This window comes from Gimesia chilikensis (assembly GCF_007744075.1).
In the GTDB taxonomy this organism is placed as follows: domain Bacteria; phylum Planctomycetota; class Planctomycetia; order Planctomycetales; family Planctomycetaceae; genus Gimesia; species Gimesia chilikensis_A.
In genome coordinates this window covers 3850335-3868705 of record NZ_CP036266.1, presented here as the reverse complement: position 1 = coordinate 3868705, position 18371 = coordinate 3850335, and the positions used below count along the sequence as shown (strand labels likewise).

Below are 18371 nucleotides of genomic sequence, written 5' to 3'. Positions count from 1 at the left end.
ACAGTTCTACAGATTGATTTCTGACTGCCCGCAGCGATCTGGGCACATCACTGCGGACAGACTGGAATCAGAGTCGTTTCGGGATTGCCCTGTGGGAGAATCTTTACTGATGAAAGGCTCAAATCTGACAGAACTCTACCAGCAGGCGCGTCAGTTACTGAAAGAGCGCAAGGTTACTGAGGCCGTTGAGATCTATCAGCGGATCATTGGTACCAAACCGACGGAAAAGAAAGCTCATACCGGACTGGCCACCGTTTTCTTTCAGCTCAAAAAATACCCGGAAGCGATCGAGCACTTCAAAACTCTCTCCAGGCTTTCCCCGGCCGATGCCTCTCCTTACATTAACATGGGAGCCATCTATAATCGCATGGGAGAATATCGGCAGGCTCTGGACGTGCTCCGCAAAGCGGTGCATAAGGATAAGAAATCGGCAGATGCGTTTTACAATATGGGCATCGCTCACAAAGGCCTGAATCAGCTCAGTATGGCGGTGACTGCTTACAAGCAGGCGATCACTTTCGACCCGGATATGGTCGATGCTCACTTTAACCTGGGTAATGTATATCTCGAAATGAAAAACCATACCCAGGCGCATATGAGCTTCAGCCGCGCCCTGGAAATCACGCCTTCCTTCAAAAAAGCGATCAATGCCCTCAAACTTCTCGATGTTGAAACGACCAAAGAGAAAGCTGGCTTCAATCCCTTCGGTAGACTCGTCGATGAATCAACGCTACGTAAAAAGAACGTTTCGATTGCAACGCGAGCCATTACCGAAGAAGAACGCGAAATCGATCGCAGGGACCTGCATAAACTCTGTGAAGAAGTGCAGGTTGCGGCGGAGAGTATTATCCGCGATCTGAAAACGGGGGTCACTCCCTCGATTCTGAACCTCAACCGTTGTATCTCGCAGGGGGCAAAACATTACACTGAACTGGCCAAGGTGAATGAGGACTTCCAGAAAAAACTCAAAACGATGAACGATATGCGGAAACTGCTCAAACATCGCATGCTGGAAATCCGTGCTCATGAAGAGCTGATGAATACGATCGACATGCAGTAAACTGCTGATCCGAATTTCACCGCAACAAACGACGCTGCGTTCGATAGGAAGTGACTGAAACTTTCCCATCATGGCTGATGGAGCAGGTCAGGGCGCCGTGGGTTGAGGTGGCATAAACCCTGGTTTGTAGCGCATAGACCTGCTGTAGCTGGCCAATTGTCTGTGGTTTGCCCCCACTCACAATCACGTAGTCCGGATGGGCCCATTCTGCCAACTCCCGTGTGTTCGCTGTCAGGCTGCCGTGATGCGGGGAGAGAAGTACATCAATTGTCCCGGGCGACTCCTGCGCAAGCAGTGCCTGTAATCCATCTCCTTCCAGATCACCAGTCAACAAAATCCTTCTACCTTGATAGGAAACCAGCACCGTCAGACTGGCGGCATTATCTTCTTCGAAAGTCTGCGCGTTGCCTGGATGCAGAACCTGGATTGTAACGCCTGCCCCAAGATCCAGCTGATCGCCTCTGCCGACCAGCGTCATCGGTAACCCTTCGTCTTCCGCCAGTTCGCTTAATTCAATCGTACCTGCCTGACGGTGGTCCAGGAATGACTTCGGGAAGGCCAGTTCTCTGACATACCCCCGCTCAAGCAGACGGGATGCCGCGTTGTAATGATCCTTGTCTGCATGCGAGAGCAAGAGCAGGTCGGCGCGACGGATGCCGTGCGCCAACAGCGTTTTGCGGATAATTTCACTGGTTCCTTCGACCGGCGCCAGCGAACCGGCATCATAGAGTACGGTGGGACCAGCCGGGGATTCAATCAGGATTGCCGCACCGTGATGAACGGCGATGATCGTACATTTCAATGCGGGTTCAGCGTGGTTGACAATAGGGAAAATCAGTCCCCCCACTACCCAGCAGGGGACGAGTGACAGTCGGATCTTTCGTAACCACGCAGGCGAAAATAGATCAGCAGTTACTCTTACCGGAAGAACGGCCAGTAAAATGAGCAAATAATAACTAATCAGCCACCAGACCGGGGGAGACGGTAACTCATAGTGGCCGCCGGGAATCTGTGATGCGAAATCAACTAGTGACAATAACAGTTGCAAGCTGCTGTTGAAGCAGTAGCCAAACAGGGATGTTCCCCAGGGTAGAATCGGTCCTGCGAAGATCAGCAGGTATCCCAACAGCAACACGAGAAACAGGAACGGAAATACCAGGGTATTGATCAGCAATCCGATCGGAGCCAGCAGGTTGAAATAATACATGACCAGCGGTGCCGTCAGCAGCCAGATCATCAATGTAACCAGAAAAACGCTGTAAAACATACGGAACAGTCGGATCAGGACCTTGTGCAACGGTGTCTGCAGAACCGGGTCTTCTGCCAGAATACGCCAGCGTAACGGAATCCAGGATTGTGCGAACGGCTTGCTGTAGAAGTCCTGTTGTACGGTCCACAAAATGGCGGCAACGGCGAGAAACGACAATTGCGTTCCCGGGTCAAACAAGTCTGTGGGATTGATGATCAGAATCACCAATGCAGTAATACAGACCAGATTTACTGTGGTTATTGTGCGCCAGTTGATCAGTCCTAGAACGGCCAGGAGACAAAAGAAAGCCGCACGCAATACCGGAGGTCGGATTTCAATAATGGAAAGATAAAAGCCAATCGCCAGCACCAGAAGTCCAAAGGCCACCTTGCGAGGCAGGTTTAACACATGGCAGAAGCTCCAGACAAACAGGCTGAAAAAACCGATATGGAGCCCAGAAATCGCGAGGAAATGCACCAATCCGGAGCGACTGAACTTCTGCTGAGTTTCAGGACGCAATTCCGATCGGTCTCCCAGCATCAATGCCAGGGCGATCCCTTGAGTTTCTCCTGACGTCTGCTGAATGATATTGTCTCTGACTTTTTGGCGCAGTGTTTGACGAAAAGAACTCCATGACCAGCGAGCACTGGGGGTGATAACGCTCACCGCTTCTGAAAATTTTACCGACAGACGGGCTTCGATCTGTCGTTTGCGGTAATATTGGCTGAAGTCAAAATCCTGTGGATTCAGTTTACCACTGACAGGGGTTAATTTCCCGCAGACGGTGACAGTATCGCCCAGTGAAAAGGGAACCGATCGTCCCGGCGTGGCTGGTTCATAAATTGAGACCTGTATTTTTCCGGAGACCGGAAACTGATTTTGCCCTGTATCAATCTTCCGGCACGCGAGTACGAGCATTGTCCTTTGCTGAGGGGTGTCAGGATTATACTGTTCATCCCCATCCGCGATTTCTGTGACAGGCATCGTGCTGACGATGCCTGTCACTCGCACCAGTTTGCTTGTTTCGTCTGTAGTCAGTCCGTCATCAAATATCCGGCTGATATGATCCGGTGCATGACTGTACCAGAAAACATGATGCCGTAGTCCTCCCATACAGAATAGCGAGATGAGTAACAGACACCCCGAAATGGCAAATCGCCGCTGGTAACAGGCAACACACCACAGCAGTGACGCCAGCCCGCTGAACCAGATCCAGTCACCCAGCGGAAGTGGATAAAAGGCATCCGTTACAATCCCGCCGGCAAATACCAGCAGAACTGTCAGGGCAGGCGAACGGGGAAAACGGTTCACTTCGCGATCCTTCTCTGTAGTGACCGACGGTCTTTCCAGAGAAGAATTGCTCATGAGTTGCTGTCCTGATTCATTCCGATTTTGAATTTTCGGGCAGATGCAGATCGACCTGACCATGCATCGTGTAGAAGCGGAAACGCTCTCCATCCGGTATTAACAGTCCACTGGACTGATTGGCTTCCGGTCTGGTGAGGGGATTCCCTGGATATTTGACCCAGTTCAGCAGATCTTTAGAAGCCGCCAGATTTGTCGTCCAGAGAGAGGGTTTTCTGGCCGCCGCTGTCCCGTGGAACACCATGTAATAGGTTCCATGATGCTTAATCAGCTGATTCATGGCGATCATTTTCTGATCGTATTTTCCCGGGCCAGGCACCATCACCGGCTGATCGTTGTTCACATTGGTCCAGACTTTCATGTCGGGAGAAGTCGCCAGCCAGATGCCGGCGTCCCGTCGCTCATAAAACAGGTACCATTGATCATTTTCACGCCAGACAACCGGGGTTCCATAGGGCCCCTCCGGAATCGGTTTTCCGTTACTCAGCCGAACGTCTAGAGCACCGACCCGCTTCCAGTTCACAGCGTCAGTCGATACCAGGTGCTGGGCAATGTCGTTCTTGCCTTCCGCGAACATGTGATAGGTCCCGTCATGTTTGAGGACCATCATATCTTCAACCCAGTGTTTCTCGTAAATCGGATTACAGGGAGAACGGGTCCAGTGGATGCCATCATAGGACCAGGCATAGCCCAGCTTTTTCAGGCCTTCCCGGCTGCCGTCATAACCCGTAAACCAGAGGTGATACAGATCCCCCTCCGGCATGATCCACCCACGTTCACGGATTTTGACATCCCAGTGTCCAGGCCCCTGGGCCTCGAAGATTGGATTGTGCTGATAAGGGACGAATTTTGTGAGTTCATCGGGAAATGTGATCTCTTCTGCACTGAGTGTCTGCACCCGCAGAGAAACGATCAGGGCTTGAAAGAACAGGACAGAAAAGATTACAGTCAGAGTGCGTTTCATTGTGATTCGATTCATTTTCCTACAATCGTCAGGTTTCTTGTGTTTCCACTGCCAACTCCTCGGAGTTTCGCTATTATACGCAGATCGCTTTTGAAATTACAAAAGCGTGGTTGCGGAAATCGGATCCGCCTGATGATTCCCCATATGATGCCATAGATTTCAAGAGGAAATCCCATGACAGAGTCTGCCGCTTTGCTCGATATCCAGGGACTAAAGACCTACTTTCACACCAATCGTGGCGTAGTCAAAGCGGTCGAAGATCTGACCATTCATATTGAAAAGGGGAAAACACTGGGGCTGGTGGGAGAATCGGGGTCCGGCAAGTCGGTGACTTCGCTGTCGATCATGAAACTGCTCCCCGATACCGCTGCGAAAATTGATGGCGGTTCAATTTCCTTCCTGGGAAAAGATCTGGTCAAGCTCCCCGATCCCGAGATGCGCAAGATTCGCGGCCGTGAAATCAGCATGATTTTCCAGGAACCGGGCACTTCTTTGAATCCGGTTTTCCGGGTCGGCAAGCAGGTGATGGAAGCCATCATGTTGCACCAGAAGGTCAGTCAGGCTGAGGCAAAGCAGCGGACCATCGAACTGTTTCACGAAGTCGGAATCCTGGAACCGGAGCGACGTTTTTCGAGTTATCCACACGAAATGTCAGGCGGTCAGAAGCAACGCGTGATGATCGCGATGGCCCTGAGTTGTAACCCGGAACTGTTGATCGCCGACGAACCCACAACCGCCCTCGACGTGACCATTCAGGCACAGATTCTGAATTTGATTCGCAAACTGCGGGATGAGCGGGGCATGTCGGTACTGTTCATCACCCACGATCTGGGAGTGATCGCGGAAATCGCCGACGATGTGGCCGTCATGTTTCGTGGGAAACTGGTGGAATACAAACCCGTGATGGAGATCTTCGAAAATGCAGAGCATCCCTATACCAAAGGGTTGCTTGCCTGTCGTCCGGCACTCGATACTTCCTTTAAGCGGTTGCCTACCGTTTCTGACTTTATGGATTTCGAAGAAACCTCACCCGGCGAATACCGGATTGAGGAAAAAAAGTTCGATGAAAGCCGCTTTCTCGAGTTGACGACTCACGGTCGTCCCCGCCTGCTGCATCCGCGGAGCGAACTGGAGTCGATGGGTTATCAGTGGGACACGGTGCAGAATCTTCCCGAATCGGAATGTGTCCAGGACGGCGAGAAACCGATTTTAAGTCTCGATGATTTGCACGTGCATTACCCGATTAAAAGCGGAGTATTACGTCGCACAGTCGACCATGTGCGTGCCGTCGATGGCATCTCATTGAATATCTATCGTGGGCAGACACTGGGACTGGTAGGCGAGTCCGGCTGTGGAAAAACGACAACCGGCAAAGCCATCGTGGGCCTGGCACCAGTTTCGCATGGGAAAATTCTACTCGAGGGGAATGATCTGGCGCACATGAGTCGTTCGGGCAGAAAACCGTTTCGACGTAAAGTGCAGATCATTTTTCAGGATCCCTACAGTTCACTCAACCCCCGCATGATGATCTCGACGATCATTACCGAATCGATGATCGCGCACAATCTGGGAAGCTCCAAACAGGACCGGCGCGATCGTGCTGCTGCACTGCTGGAAGAGGTCGGGTTAACGGTTGATTATCTGGATCGCTATCCGCATGAATTCTCCGGCGGTCAGCGTCAGCGCATCTCGATTGCCCGGGCACTGGCGGTCGAGCCAGAGTTCATTATCTGTGATGAATCTGTTTCGGCCCTCGATGTTTCCGTGCAGGCGCAGGTGCTGAATCTGCTCAAAGATCTACAGGAACAGCATCACCTGACTTACATTTTTATCAGCCACGATTTGAGTGTGGTGAAATTCATGTCAGACATGATGGCAGTGATGAATCAGGGAAAACTCGTCGAACTGGGCCCCTCAGAACTGATTTATCAGGCCCCACAGCAGGACTATACAAAACGTCTCATCGAATCAGTGCCTACTGATGACTTGGCGCAAATCCGGCTCCGGGTTGAACATAGAAAAAAGCAGAATTCGTAGCGCCAACGCTCAATGATATGTGGATTCTTCAATATGATCCGAGTTCTGAATTTTCCCCTTTCCGAACAGTAGACCGGCCGTTTTGCCGTTGCTAACCTTGCCCTTCAGGTTACGGGACCGTCAAAGTTTTCGCCGGCCCCACATCTTAACATCCTATAGGGAAGGACTAGGAAAAGGGATTATGACTATAAGACCATTATGGAGAGTCGTGTTTGCAAGTCTAATGTGCCTGCTGTTGATTCAGCCGGCTTTTTCTGAGGAGAAAGAAAAGAAAGAGGGAGAGCATGACTGGTTGATCAAACATCCTACCATTCAGCGACTGCTCGAACTTCACAACCAGGAACGTGCCCGTAATGGCATGCCTGCCCTGACACTGAATACCAAAATGTGCCTGCAAGCTCAGGAACATGCCACCTGGATGGCCGACACCGGATACTATCAGCACAGCAACCTTCCCTGGCCGGAAATCATCTTCCAGGGACCGACCTCAGCAGCAGCTGCCGTCAATGGCTGGATTGCATCACCCGCACACCATTCGATCATGCTGACCGGATCGCAGGTGGGCTTCGGATATATGATCCGCAATGGACAACACTACTGGGTGGGAGTTTTCAAATAGGATTCACCCCCTGATCCCGTTTACGGGATGACAATTTGAATTTTCACTGAATCAGGCTGATTTTGGTTGATGGTAAGTCTAAACGCAACTTGCCTTTAAAACCAGAATCAGCCTTGTTCTATTTGACAGAGTCTGCCACAATCTACTACAAATAGCTCGCAGAACCTGTTTCGCAGTGATCTGAACCCCGATTGAATCCACCCGAGATTTTCCCGACGATCCAATGGAGTAATTGAAGGAATATCCATGTACTACTCATCCACGCTGAATCGATTGCTTTTGACTATTTTACTCACCTTCTTCCTGACGGGTTGCCCCGGACCTGCTCCCGAAACCCCAGAAGAAGCTGTGAAATCAGAGCCTCTGCTCGAGCCATTCGATGCCCCGTCACTGGCGGAACTGGATGAAAAAGTAGAATGGGAAGAACAGCCGGTGCTCGACAGTCTCGAGCTGATGCGTGAGCGACAGAGTAAGGAAAAACCTCTGGTCTCTGTAGAAGAAGCTCTGAAACTGAAAAATGACACCCAGGAAAACAATGAAAAGATTCTGAGTGCCCTGGGACGTCTGCCTGAAAATGACGAACAGGTTGACTGGGGCGCAACCATCAACCGCCACGTTGGTGCGGACATGAAAAGCACCAACCCTATCATGGGCAGCTCCGCGGTCGAATTCGAAGTGGGTTCCTTAACCGGGTTTGGACTGTTTAGTTTCGACTGGAACTTCCGTCCCTTTGCTGTCGCTGACACTGTCGTTTCCTGGCAGACCAGTAAAGATAAGAAGTACGACAAAGTAGTGATGCGGGACGACCTGACCTGGTCAGACGGCGAACCGATTACCGCTCACGACATTGTCTTTTCTTTCAAGACTATCATGAATCCGGACGTCCCGGTGCCCGCTGTTCGTTCGGGAACCGACCAGATCCGCTGGATCGAAGCTTACGACGATCAGACACTGGTCTTCTTTCATAAAGAAGCACTGCCGACCAACGTCTGGAACTTGAACTTCCCGATTATTCCGAAACATATCTACTCCAAAGAACTGGATAGCGACCCCACGCTGCAGGACAGCGAATATCACGTCAAGTACGAGAACAGCCCGGTCACCGGCGGCCCTTACGAATACGAAAAACGGGTTCGTGGACAGGAGATCCTGCTCAAACGCCGGGAAGGCTGGTACATGCAGGACGGCAAACAGGTTCGCAGTCGGCCTTACTTCGAACGTGTTCGCCTGCGAATTATTGAAGATCCCAACACGGCGCTGCTCGCTCTGAAAAATGGCGAGATCGACGAAATGGCTCTGAATCCCGAACTCTGGAAAACCCAGACGGATGGGAAAGATTTCTATGATGTCTGCACCAAAGCCAGTGGACTGGAATGGGTCTACTTCTATTTTGGCTGGAACTGCGAAACGCTGTTCTTCCAGGATAAGAAAGTGCGTACCGCGATGTCCTATGCTTTCAATCATCAGGAAATGCTGGATGAACTCTGCTACGGACTCTATCAGCCCTGTACTGGTATTTTTCATGAAACGGCCTGGATGTCGCCTAAGCCGATGACGAAACCGTTTCACCAGGACCTGAAGAAAGCCGAACAGCTGCTCGACGAAGCTGGCTGGATCGACCATGACGGAGACGGGATCCGCGATAAAGAATTCGACGGTAAAACGATTCCATTCCGCTTCACCATTATGACTGCCAGCCGACCTCTGTCACTTTCCATCTGTACGCTCCTCAAGGAGAACCTCGACCAGATCGGGATTATCTGTGAGGTCAAAGCGACAGAATTCACCGTGATGCAGGATAAAGCCCGCAAACATCAGTTCCAGGCCATGTTCGGTGGCTGGGGAACCGGCACCGACCCTGATACCGGCATGAACCTCTGGAAAACAGGGGAAGGCCGTAACTACGGACAGTATTCTAACCCGAAAGTCGACAAACTGTTCGAAGAGGGGCGTCGGGAATTTGATAAGGACAAGCGTGCAAAAATCTATGGAGAAATCCATAAGATTCTGTATGAAGATCAGCCTTACACCTGGCTCTACTACCGCAACTCCTTCTACGGCTTCAATAAAGACCTGAGAGGCTATGTCTTCAGCCCCCGTGGTCCTTATGGGTACGGTCCCGGTTTCAGCAGTCTCTGGAAACCGGTCGAGAAATAGTCATCGTACGCTGCTCTGATTCGATTCATCACAGGCTGAGAGTCTGCTCAGCCTGTGGCGGAGCGAATGCTACTGTTTTTGTTGATTCTGATAATGGATTGATTCAATAGCATGTTCAGTTACCTCGTGCGAAGGCTCCTCATCGGGTTAGTCACACTCACGCTGATTACGTTTATCATCTTCGGCCTGATTCGTAACATGCCGGGAACGCCTCTCTCCAATGCCATGGCGATGATCGACCCCGGCAAGGAATTGAGTGAGGCAGACCGTGAACGAATGGAAAAAGCCTACGGGCTGGATAAACCCTGGCCTCAGGCGTATGTTTTGTGGGTGAGTAATGTCTGCCGTCTCGATCTGGGGCGCTCCATTTCCCGCAAGCAACCGGTCACCCGTCTGATCAGCGAACGAATCGGACCGACACTGATTCTCTCGGTGAGCTCACTGCTGTTAACCTATCTGCTGGCCATTCCAATGGGCCTGTATTCCTCGGCGCGTCAGGGGCATCTCGACGAACGAACCATCGGCACGATTCTGTATATGCTGTATTCGTTCCCCAGTTTCGTAGCGGCTCTGTTTCTGCAGATCTATCTGGCCAACAAACTGGGCTGGCTGCCTCTGTATGGCATGAAGAGCGATAACTACAGCTCGATGTCGACGATCCAGCAGGTCTGGGATATTTTCCTGCACGCCATCATGCCGATTATCTGCTACACCTATGGCAGTCTCGCGTATTACAGCCGGTTCATTCGGGCGAATATGCACGAAGTGTTGAGACAGGATTACATCCGCACGGCTCGCGCCAAGGGCCTGGGCCCCGTGAATGTTCTCGTCAGACATGCTTTCCGCAATACATTTATTCCGCTGGTGACTCTCATTGGACTGACACTTCCCTCGCTGCTGGGAGGCTCAGTGATTATCGAGCGGATCTTCAGCTGGCCCGGCATGGGACAGCTTTATTTTGAATCCATTCTGGAACGGGATTACCCGACGATCATGGGTTTGACACTGATGTTTGCGATCCTGACTCTGGCAGGACAACTTATGGCCGACATCTTCTACGCGATGGCTGACCCCCGGGTCAAAATCTCTGATCACTGATGCGGCTTCTGTACTCAACCATGGTTTATATCTGAAACTGATTTCTCTTAAAGTCATTACTCATCATGCAACAGAAATCTGACACTGACCAGAATAATGTCACTGCACCGAAGAAGGTCAAAAAGTCACCCAGTTTCTGGGCTGAGACCTGGCAGCGTTTCAAACATCGCAAAATGGCGATGATCGCTCTGATCTACATCGGCTTTCTCTGCATGGTAGCGGTCTTTGCTCCTGCGATTGCCGGGACCAAACCGATCATCTGTAAATACAAAGGTCACATTTACTTTCCCGCGATGGGCTACTTCCGCCGCGAATGGGAAAACCCGATCTTCTACAAAGACCGCTTTCGCAACCGCTACCCGGAAAACCTGAAAGCGAAAGATCCCGACAGCTGGGCGATCTGGCCACTGGTCTATCAGGATCCTTATCGCCGCGTGTATGACGACGAATGGAAGGGAATGCCGGGTAATCCCACCCAGGACAACGGGAAACCCAGTTTGCGTAACTGGTTTGGTACCGACCAACGGGGTGTGGATGTCTTCGCGCAGATGGTCCACGGAACCACGATCGCCTTGTCCGTGGGTTTCGTCTCGATGGGCATTGCGGGAGTCATTGGAATCATTGTCGGCGCACTGGCTGGTTTTTATGGAAAAGGCCTCGACATGGTGCTCAGCCGGGTCATCGAGGTTGTGATGTGCATTCCAACATTAATCCTGATTCTGGCGATCATTGCTATCATCGATGCGCCCACTATCTGGCATATGATGGCCATTATCGGCTGTACCGGCTGGACTGGTATTGCCCGACTGGCACGCGCTGAATTCATGAAACTGCGAGAAAGCGATTTCGTCCTGGCCGCGAAGACCACCGGGGTTGGACAGTTTCGTATCATCTTTCGCTATATCCTGCCCAACTCGCTGGCACCGGTTCTGGTTCCCATCACCTTTGGAATTGCCGCCGCCATTCTGATTGAAAGCGGACTGAGCTTCCTGGGATTTGGAGCACCTCCCCCAAATCCCAGCTGGGGAACACTGCTGAATATGGGGCGGCAGAACCTGCAGATGTGGTGGTTAATCTTCTTCCCGGGGATGGCGATTTTTATGGCCGTACTGGCATATAACCTGATCGGCGAAGGACTGCAGGAAGCTTCAGATCCCCGACTGCGGGATGCCTGAACCTGAGTCTGTTTCCTGTAGAGAATTCTTCTATACAGGATCAATGAAGCGTGGAGAACACGCTACTTTGCAACTGCGGAACCCTCTTTCTGTTCCAGCAATGCAGATTCGAGTGTCGTCAGCTTCTGGTCGATCTCTGCAGACTGCTCCGGTTCCAGGGGATGATTTCCGTAGCGGACCTGATAATACAGTCGGGAGATTTCTTCCGGATATTCGCTGAGTTGCGCCTGAGTCAGTTCCTGCTTCAGGTCTACTTTCACGTGATGAGAGAATTCCTGCTGAGTCTCTGTCTGTTTACGAATCAAGCCTTTACTGGCCAGCAGTTTCTGGAACCGTTCATAAAATGCAATCTGGGCAGAACGCATTTTACTTTCCTCGTCCTGATTTCTGGCCAGTAATTTACGGATCAGACGAATCATGACCTGGCATAACCATTTCAGAGCAAAGAACAGACCGGCAATAATGAAGACAGCGGCCGCACCTTCCCAGCTGAACCAGCGACGGGGGGAAGAGAGGAACTTCTTGATGGACTGAAACATACTGACGGTCGTTGTTCGAATATCGAGTAGACGGTTTCCGATTTTCTTACCAGCCCGAAGCAGGGGGTCGTAGAAGGTCGCTTTCTGCCGCTGAAAAGAGACTCCAATCACATAATCAGACCAGAACTGGCTGAAGAATTTCGACATGCCTTTCCAGCTTCCCAGGGAGGGCGCACTTTGGGCAACCATCTCTGCCCGTTCCAGGCTGGGAGTGGCGTCCATGGTGATCCATTTGCCGTCCAGAAACGCTTCAACCCACGAATGGGCATAACGCTGTTGAACCTCAAACTGGTTCGAAAGATAACTGGAATCTCCCCCTTTGAAACCACTGATTACTCGCGTGGGAATATCAATCGCACGTAACATCAGTGCCAGTGTTGATGCGTAATATTCACAATGTCCTGATTTGCGATTAAACAGGAAGTCTTCCACGGGATCGATTTCCGGATCCACGATCGACATGTTGAGTGTATAGCTGAATTCACCGGAATCGCGTAAATGCGATTCCAGAAACTTTGCCTTAGCCAGATTCGTCTTCAACTCAGGTTGCTCGGCGATCAGCTTCTTTGTGTACTGAATCAGCCGCCTTAAATCTTTGCGAGGTAAGTCCAGGTAGACCTCTTCATTATCGAGCTGATTCATCAGAATATTCTGATCCAGATCCTTGGCGGTAAAGACATTGTATTTGGTGTTCCCATCCACTTCAGGGGGGTGGGTCTGACGGATCTCCAGCGTATCAAGATTCAATGTATTTTCGGTTTTACTAAGCATGTCCATGCCCACGATTGGTTGCAGTACGAACAGAACATTAGTCCCGATCGACTCCATTACCATTTCCTGCCGGTAAAGGTCTTTGATTTCCAGTTCCTGCGAATTCAGTAACCGCCAGTTGGAGTGACGGCGCAGCCGACTCCAACTGCCGTTGTCGTAGGTCGAAAGAACCGCACCGCGAAACAGGGGCTCGTCCATGCCCAGGATTCTGACGAATTCCATAACGGGAATCGGTTCCTCGGTCTGGTTGTCGTAAACCGTCAGTTCCAGTACTCGCTCAGAGCTTTCCAGAATTTCTCCCATTTCGCCTAGCTGTACTTTCTCAGCAAATCCCACCAGGGGGCGTTTTTCGGCTTCGAGAGTCTCATTGTTAAAGAAGGAACGATTGACCCACAGTCGCGGAATCAACAGGAAGAAACACATGGAAATGATCAGCGCACTGATGGAGCAGCCAATCGAGGACCAGATAAATTCTGCCGTGATCCACTTGCGTGTCTGGTCTGACTGAATGCCGTCCTGTACGTGACTCTGCCGGTGAAACGGGGAGGAAGTACTCGCAGCAACCGAGGTACGAGGCAAGGGAGTCGGTGCCTGCTCACTGGAAAAAGTTTTATCGGTGCGATAGATCGAGAAGACGGTGAGCGTCCAGAAAGCCAGAAACAGATAGACGACCAGCAGAATACCATAGAAGCCGGACTCGGTGAGCACCGCCCCGACTGCGATCTGCAGGAATCCCAGCGCAAACAACCACCAGTACTGGGTGTCCCCTTTTTTCTGCAGCAGGATGATCCAGGTCAGGTAGACCAGGAAATGCGCCCCCGCCAGCAGGCGGCCTTCGATATCAGAAAAGAATTCGCCACACACCAGCAGAAACGCCAGGAGCCCCAGAATGTTCGCCCAGAGCGGACTCATGCTGAATTTGTTCCAGCGATCGGTGAAAAACAGGGTGATTAACCCAAGAGGAATTGTGAACAGCTGTGGAAACAGGCCCCCTTCGGCCAGCATGAACATGAAGCTGGACAATGCGATGAGGCAGTAGACACTGATCTGAAATATGAGAGTTAAATTCACCAGTAATTCTTCTCTATCTGAAATGGTGGAACGTTATTTCAACCAACCAATCAATTCGTTAACTGTTTTCCAAAATCAACCAGCGGGAAAGAATTTCGGGGTCAGCCTCGAGCAGTCTCCATTGACCACTGAGCTCGTTACCCGGCTCTTCAAAGCAGGTCTGCAGACGTTCCCGTTTGGGGACGTCCTGTTCGCAGCGTGTCGTAATCAGCACAGTGCGGGAACGAGGTGTGCTGGCTTCAGCCACCAGTCTGGGAAACTCCTTCTTGACGGTCGATTTTCCCGGTTGTACCGTCGCCAGAAAGTCCAGCAGATATTCCAGCCCTTGTGATCCGATGCCGACTTCCAGCGTTTCCAGGGTTTTCCCTTGCGATACCAGAGTCAGTTTCGTGTCGCGGCTGTAGCGTAAATGTTCGCGGCACAGGGTGCCTATGAAACTGATCGCCCACTCCATGCGTTCGGACTGCTGCTCGCTCGGGTAGGCAGGTAACCACAGATCCAGGCCGATAATCAGGTCGTAATTGCGGTTCTGGTGGTATTCCTGGACCATCAACTCACCCAGGCGCGCGGAACTCCTCCAGTGAATCGCACGCTGGCTGTCGCCGGTTCGATATTCACGGATATGATTGAATTCGTCATCAAACACGCCTTTTCGACTGCGGCTCTGCTGCGCGACTTCCGCAATCGAGAAGAAATCGTCCGCCCATTGTGAACTCAGACGACCAATCTGCGGATGAACAATCAACTCACTGAATTCGGAAAAGACCGCCCCCCGCTTGACGAGCCCCAGGGGATAGCGGGTGGATACCTGCAGGGGACCAAATTCATAGATTCCCCGACGCATGAGTTTGGCAGAATAATGCGCAGATACCTGCTGCCGAGGACCGACTCTGCGAAATACAACCGACGGACTTAACTGGTCATCTCCATTGATGACTTCGTCTGTTACTTCCATCAGATGGGCAGCGAGTACCTTTTTATTGTTTTCCAGTATGATTTCGGCGGTGAAAGTCTCCCCGACCATGACCCGCTGGGGAATCAAGCGTTTCAGCTGAATCTGTTTCAGCATGCTGTAGGTAATCCAGCCGTTCAAGACGAATGGTCCGGTCATCATCGCGAAGACCAGCATCAGCATATTTTCCCGGGAGAGCACGGAGCCCACAAACAGGACTGTCATCATTAACAGATAGACGATCCCGTCCCGGGGCAGGGAGACCCGGTTGCGTCCGATCCGTTTGATCTGATATTTCTGCAGTCCTGGAAAAAAGACCATCAGGATCTGATAGATGCTCCACAGACAGAGGGCCACCGCGACTACGCGGAGCAGCAGAGGCAGATTATGGTGGAACTGCCCCAGGGTCAGGGGAGCATCATAGGTGTATTTGAAGATGATGCCCGAGAGCAGCATCAGAAACAGCCAGGGCCCCACTTGCGACCGTTTTTGCCATACATGGTGGAAAAAATGCTTCATAAAATGCCAGTTGCTATCTGGGGGTCGGTTTGTCTTGATGCCGTGTCCTGGTGAATCCGGGAACAGTCTCCATTCTATCAGCCAGAATTCAAAGTTCTATGCAAGTGAAGCCGGGCGCTCTATGCGTTCTTAAAATGTATCGATGGTCGCGTCTCTATTTTAAGGCGTGCATTCCCGCAGCCTGACGCTTTGAATTCAGCCAGGCAAATGCCCGGGGTTCCTTCTTTAGAAACTTGATTAATTGTGAAGAGGTGCAGCCCAGAAACAGACTGGCTTCTTTGGGATCAAACTGGAAGTGTGTCAGAACATCGAGGGACTCTGCCAGCAAAGCCGGGAACTCATCATGTTCGGAATTGACTTTCACAGTCCCGTTAAGAATCCGTCGTTGCCAGAGTTTGGAGGGAGCCTCTCCAAAGTGCTTTAACCGGCAATCAATCGCCAGATTGATGCGAAGTCGAAAGAGAGCGACTGAGCGGTTCCGCCCCTGTTGCCGCTTCTCCGAAGCTTCGGCGGTGACTCCCGTGGGCACATGCTTGATTACTACTCCAGTTTCAACCTTGTTGCGATGCTGGCCACCCGGACCGGAGCGTCGCACATTTTGAATCTGGCAATCTTTCAGTAAGAGATCCTGATCCAACGAGGCGGGGTGGATCTCATCCGCCAGCAGTTCAGGGGAAGAAGATGTCATTCTGATAGGTCACTTTTCGAGTCAGGGGATGTCGAGAGTTTTCTCTGACCAGCTTCACAGATCGGTTGCAACCGATTATGATGCACGGTCTTATGATACATTATAGATGGGCCGTAAAAGAATTCTCTAGAATTTTTTGACAGAAACCACATCTTAGCCGAAAACGGAAAAACGCCATGAAATGGTCACAAGAAACATTCACGAGCAAATTAGTGTGGGGACTGGCATTCAGTCTGACAATCCTGCTCGTCACCGGCTGTGGAAATAAAAGCGATTCCAACAGCAAAGCAGCCACAGAATTTGTACTGAAACTGGGAGGAAAAGTGGTACCAGTCCATAGCGATCTCCCCATTGAGACAGCCGCCGATATCCCGGAATCGGGTTTTGCCGTACGGGAAATCGATCTGACAAATGCCAAACTGAAAAATATCGACTTACAGAAACTGTCAGATCTGCCTTATCTGGAAACATTGAACCTGCACGGCACCAATCTCACGGACAAGGGACTGGTATTGATTCAGGATCTCCCCCGTCTGAAATCACTGGAACTGTCTTACACACGCGTAAGCGATGCTGAAGTCAGCAAACTGACCCGTTTTCCCAAGCTGAAGAAAATCTTCCTCTACGGAACCGTGATTAAGCCCCAGACCATCGATGACCTCAAATCCAATCTGGGTGGCGCGACGGTTTATAAATAAGCTCGTCCGACTTACTTGAGTGGTTTCTGCCAGGGAACACTGCCGTATCGCTGAATTTCTGCACGTAGGAGTGTCGAAAGCTCATTGAACTTCTTGCGGTTCTTTTCCGCCAGATTCTCTTTCTCGAGGGGATCTGCTTTCAGATTGTAAAGTTCCAGCGGAGCGAAGGGACTGTTCTGTAGTAGTTTCCAGTCACCACTGCGAACGGCTTCGATGGTTTTTCCTCCATAACGGTTGCCCCCTTCACGTCGACGGAAGAACCAGTGCTTTCGCAATGGTGTTTGTGCCTTACCCTCCAGTGTCGGCAGAATGCTGACCGAGTCCAAACCTGCAGGAACTTTGATGCCTGCGGCTTCACAGACGGTAGGAAACAGATCCATCGACATCGCCATGAAATCGGTTTCCACATTCGGTGAGATGTGACCTTTCCAGACAATGCCCGTGGGAACTTTCAGGCCCCCTTCATACATACTCTGTTTACCATCACGCAGATCGCCGTTATTGGCTCCCACACTTAACTGACCACCATTGTCGGAACTGAAGATGACCAGGGTATTCTCGCTTAATCCGGTTTCATCCAGGGTTTTCACCACCTCGCCGATACCCGCATCCAGATGCTCGATCAGTGCCACCAGCTTAGCCCGGGCTGGGTCGATACCAGCTTCGCGCTGTTTGACTTTCTCGAGCCAGTCAGCCGGCGGTTGGATGGGAGTATGCGGGGCATTATATGCCAGATAGAGAAAGAAGGGTTGCTCCGTTTGTGCCTGTTGCTTGAGGAAATCGCAGGTCCATTCTGTAAACAGATCTGTAGCGTGCCCTTCCGGATCCACCTGCTGTTCGTTGAATCGCATGTAATTGACATCGTGGCGTCGATGGTGGTAATAATCGTCCATCATGTCACCCAGGAAACCGCGAAAGAAATCAAATCCACGTTGATTCGGGACATTGGGCGCTTCCAGCCCCAGATGCCATTTACCCACAATCCCTGTGTGATAACCGGCCTCTTGAAAGACATCGGCCAGGGTAACTGCCGAGGGGACGAGATAACCCCAGCTGTTTTGCGGATGGGTTCGGATAACGCCGGGCACCCCCACCATGTCCTGGTAGCGTCCCGTGAGCAATGCTGCCCGGGTAGGGGAGCAGACCGGACAGTTGGCGTAGAAATTATTGAATTTCATGCCCCGTTTCAGCAGCGCATCAATGTGAGGGGATTTGAGATCTGTAGCACCATAGCTGCTGAGATCGCCATATCCCAGATCGTCTACCAGTATCACCAGCACATTGGGACGTGCCTGACTCTTTTGAGCCTGAAGGGATTGGTTTCCAATAATCAGAACCAGAAATACCGGAAACAGATAGCGGAGCAGGTTGAGCACATTCATGGTTGAGCTTTCTCTCTGATCGTATAC

At 51.3% G+C, this 18371-nt stretch carries 13 protein-coding genes; 7 read left to right on the top strand and 6 right to left on the bottom strand.

Going from position 1 to position 18371, the window contains the following annotated elements:
• Positions 1-91 precede the first annotated feature (91 nt).
• A complete protein-coding gene (locus HG66A1_RS14780; RefSeq protein WP_261344732.1) occupies positions 92-1060 on the top strand; it encodes a tetratricopeptide repeat protein in 969 nt (322 codons plus the stop codon).
• Between the two features lie 16 nt (positions 1061-1076).
• Here HG66A1_RS14780 and HG66A1_RS14775 read toward each other — a convergent pair whose 3' ends face one another.
• Both HG66A1_RS14775 and HG66A1_RS14770 read right to left on the bottom strand, forming a co-directional pair.
• Positions 1077-3674 carry a DNA internalization-related competence protein ComEC/Rec2 gene (locus HG66A1_RS14775; RefSeq protein WP_197997151.1) on the bottom strand — a complete coding sequence of 866 codons (2598 nt, stop codon included), beginning with the start codon at positions 3672-3674 and terminating at the stop codon, positions 1077-1079.
• 16 nt (positions 3675-3690) lie between these two features.
• Positions 3691-4638 carry a glycosylase gene (locus HG66A1_RS14770; RefSeq protein ID WP_232106840.1) on the bottom strand — a complete coding sequence of 316 codons (948 nt, stop codon included), beginning with the start codon at positions 4636-4638 and terminating at the stop codon, positions 3691-3693.
• Between the two features lie 174 nt (positions 4639-4812).
• Between HG66A1_RS14770 and HG66A1_RS14765 the strand changes: the two genes are divergently transcribed.
• From HG66A1_RS14765 to HG66A1_RS14745, 5 genes are all read left to right on the top strand, one after another.
• Complete coding sequence (locus HG66A1_RS14765; RefSeq protein ID WP_145185268.1) at positions 4813-6675, top strand: ABC transporter ATP-binding protein; 1863 nt, start codon at positions 4813-4815, stop codon at positions 6673-6675.
• Between the two features lie 208 nt (positions 6676-6883).
• Positions 6884-7294, top strand: a complete 411-nt coding sequence (locus HG66A1_RS14760) for a CAP domain-containing protein (protein WP_197997150.1) — start codon at positions 6884-6886, stop codon at positions 7292-7294.
• Between the two features lie 246 nt (positions 7295-7540).
• The gene (locus tag HG66A1_RS14755; RefSeq protein WP_145185262.1) at positions 7541-9451 is read left to right on the top strand and encodes a peptide-binding protein; all 1911 of its coding nucleotides are present in this window, start codon (positions 7541-7543) and stop codon (positions 9449-9451) included.
• Between the two features lie 111 nt (positions 9452-9562).
• Entirely contained in the window at positions 9563-10549 is a 987-nt protein-coding gene (locus HG66A1_RS14750) for an ABC transporter permease (protein ID WP_145185259.1), read from the top strand.
• Positions 10550-10614: 65 nt separating this feature from the next.
• Positions 10615-11724 carry an ABC transporter permease gene (locus HG66A1_RS14745; RefSeq protein WP_145185257.1) on the top strand — a complete coding sequence of 370 codons (1110 nt, stop codon included), beginning with the start codon at positions 10615-10617 and terminating at the stop codon, positions 11722-11724.
• Between the two features lie 62 nt (positions 11725-11786).
• Here the strand turns inward: HG66A1_RS14745 and HG66A1_RS14740 are convergent, their stop codons facing one another.
• The 3 genes from HG66A1_RS14740 to HG66A1_RS14730 all read right to left on the bottom strand — a co-directional run bounded on the left by HG66A1_RS14740 (position 11787) and on the right by HG66A1_RS14730 (position 16264).
• Positions 11787-14105: a DUF3488 and DUF4129 domain-containing transglutaminase family protein gene (locus HG66A1_RS14740; protein WP_145185254.1), complete on the bottom strand. Its 2319-nt coding sequence runs from the start codon at positions 14103-14105 to the stop codon at positions 11787-11789.
• A 58-nt stretch (positions 14106-14163) separates the two neighbouring features.
• Positions 14164-15576 (bottom strand): DUF58 domain-containing protein, encoded by a 1413-nt coding sequence (locus tag HG66A1_RS14735; RefSeq protein WP_145185251.1) that lies wholly within the window; start codon positions 15574-15576, stop codon positions 14164-14166.
• A 154-nt stretch (positions 15577-15730) separates the two neighbouring features.
• Complete coding sequence (locus HG66A1_RS14730; RefSeq protein ID WP_197997149.1) at positions 15731-16264, bottom strand: peptide chain release factor family protein; 534 nt, start codon at positions 16262-16264, stop codon at positions 15731-15733.
• A 176-nt stretch (positions 16265-16440) separates the two neighbouring features.
• On the opposite strand from HG66A1_RS14730, the gene HG66A1_RS14725 reads away from it, so the two are divergent.
• Entirely contained in the window at positions 16441-16962 is a 522-nt protein-coding gene (locus HG66A1_RS14725; protein WP_145185248.1) for a leucine-rich repeat domain-containing protein, read from the top strand.
• An 11-nt stretch (positions 16963-16973) separates the two neighbouring features.
• Here HG66A1_RS14725 and HG66A1_RS14720 read toward each other — a convergent pair whose 3' ends face one another.
• The gene (locus tag HG66A1_RS14720) at positions 16974-18344 is read right to left on the bottom strand and encodes a sulfatase (RefSeq protein WP_145185245.1); all 1371 of its coding nucleotides are present in this window, start codon (positions 18342-18344) and stop codon (positions 16974-16976) included.
• Between the last annotated feature and the right edge of the window lie 27 nt (positions 18345-18371).

Bases quoted from the DNA above. Each gene is read 5' to 3' on its own strand.
- HG66A1_RS14775 (WP_197997151.1), bottom strand. From the start codon at position 3,674: ATGAGCAATTCTTCTCTGGAAAGACCGTCGGTCACTACAGAGAAGGAT.
- HG66A1_RS14770 (WP_232106840.1), bottom strand. From the start codon at position 4,638: ATGAAACGCACTCTGACTGTAATCTTTTCTGTCCTGTTCTTTCAAGCC.
- HG66A1_RS14765 (WP_145185268.1), top strand. From the start codon at position 4,813: ATGACAGAGTCTGCCGCTTTGCTCGATATCCAGGGACTAAAGACCTAC.
- HG66A1_RS14755 (WP_145185262.1), top strand. From the start codon at position 7,541: ATGTACTACTCATCCACGCTGAATCGATTGCTTTTGACTATTTTACTC.
- HG66A1_RS14750 (WP_145185259.1), top strand. From the start codon at position 9,563: ATGTTCAGTTACCTCGTGCGAAGGCTCCTCATCGGGTTAGTCACACTC.
- HG66A1_RS14745 (WP_145185257.1), top strand. From the start codon at position 10,615: ATGCAACAGAAATCTGACACTGACCAGAATAATGTCACTGCACCGAAG.
- HG66A1_RS14735 (WP_145185251.1), bottom strand. From the start codon at position 15,576: ATGAAGCATTTTTTCCACCATGTATGGCAAAAACGGTCGCAAGTGGGG.
- HG66A1_RS14730 (WP_197997149.1), bottom strand. From the start codon at position 16,264: ATGACATCTTCTTCCCCTGAACTGCTGGCGGATGAGATCCACCCCGCC.
- HG66A1_RS14725 (WP_145185248.1), top strand. From the start codon at position 16,441: ATGAAATGGTCACAAGAAACATTCACGAGCAAATTAGTGTGGGGACTG.
- HG66A1_RS14720 (WP_145185245.1), bottom strand. From the start codon at position 18,344: ATGAATGTGCTCAACCTGCTCCGCTATCTGTTTCCGGTATTTCTGGTT.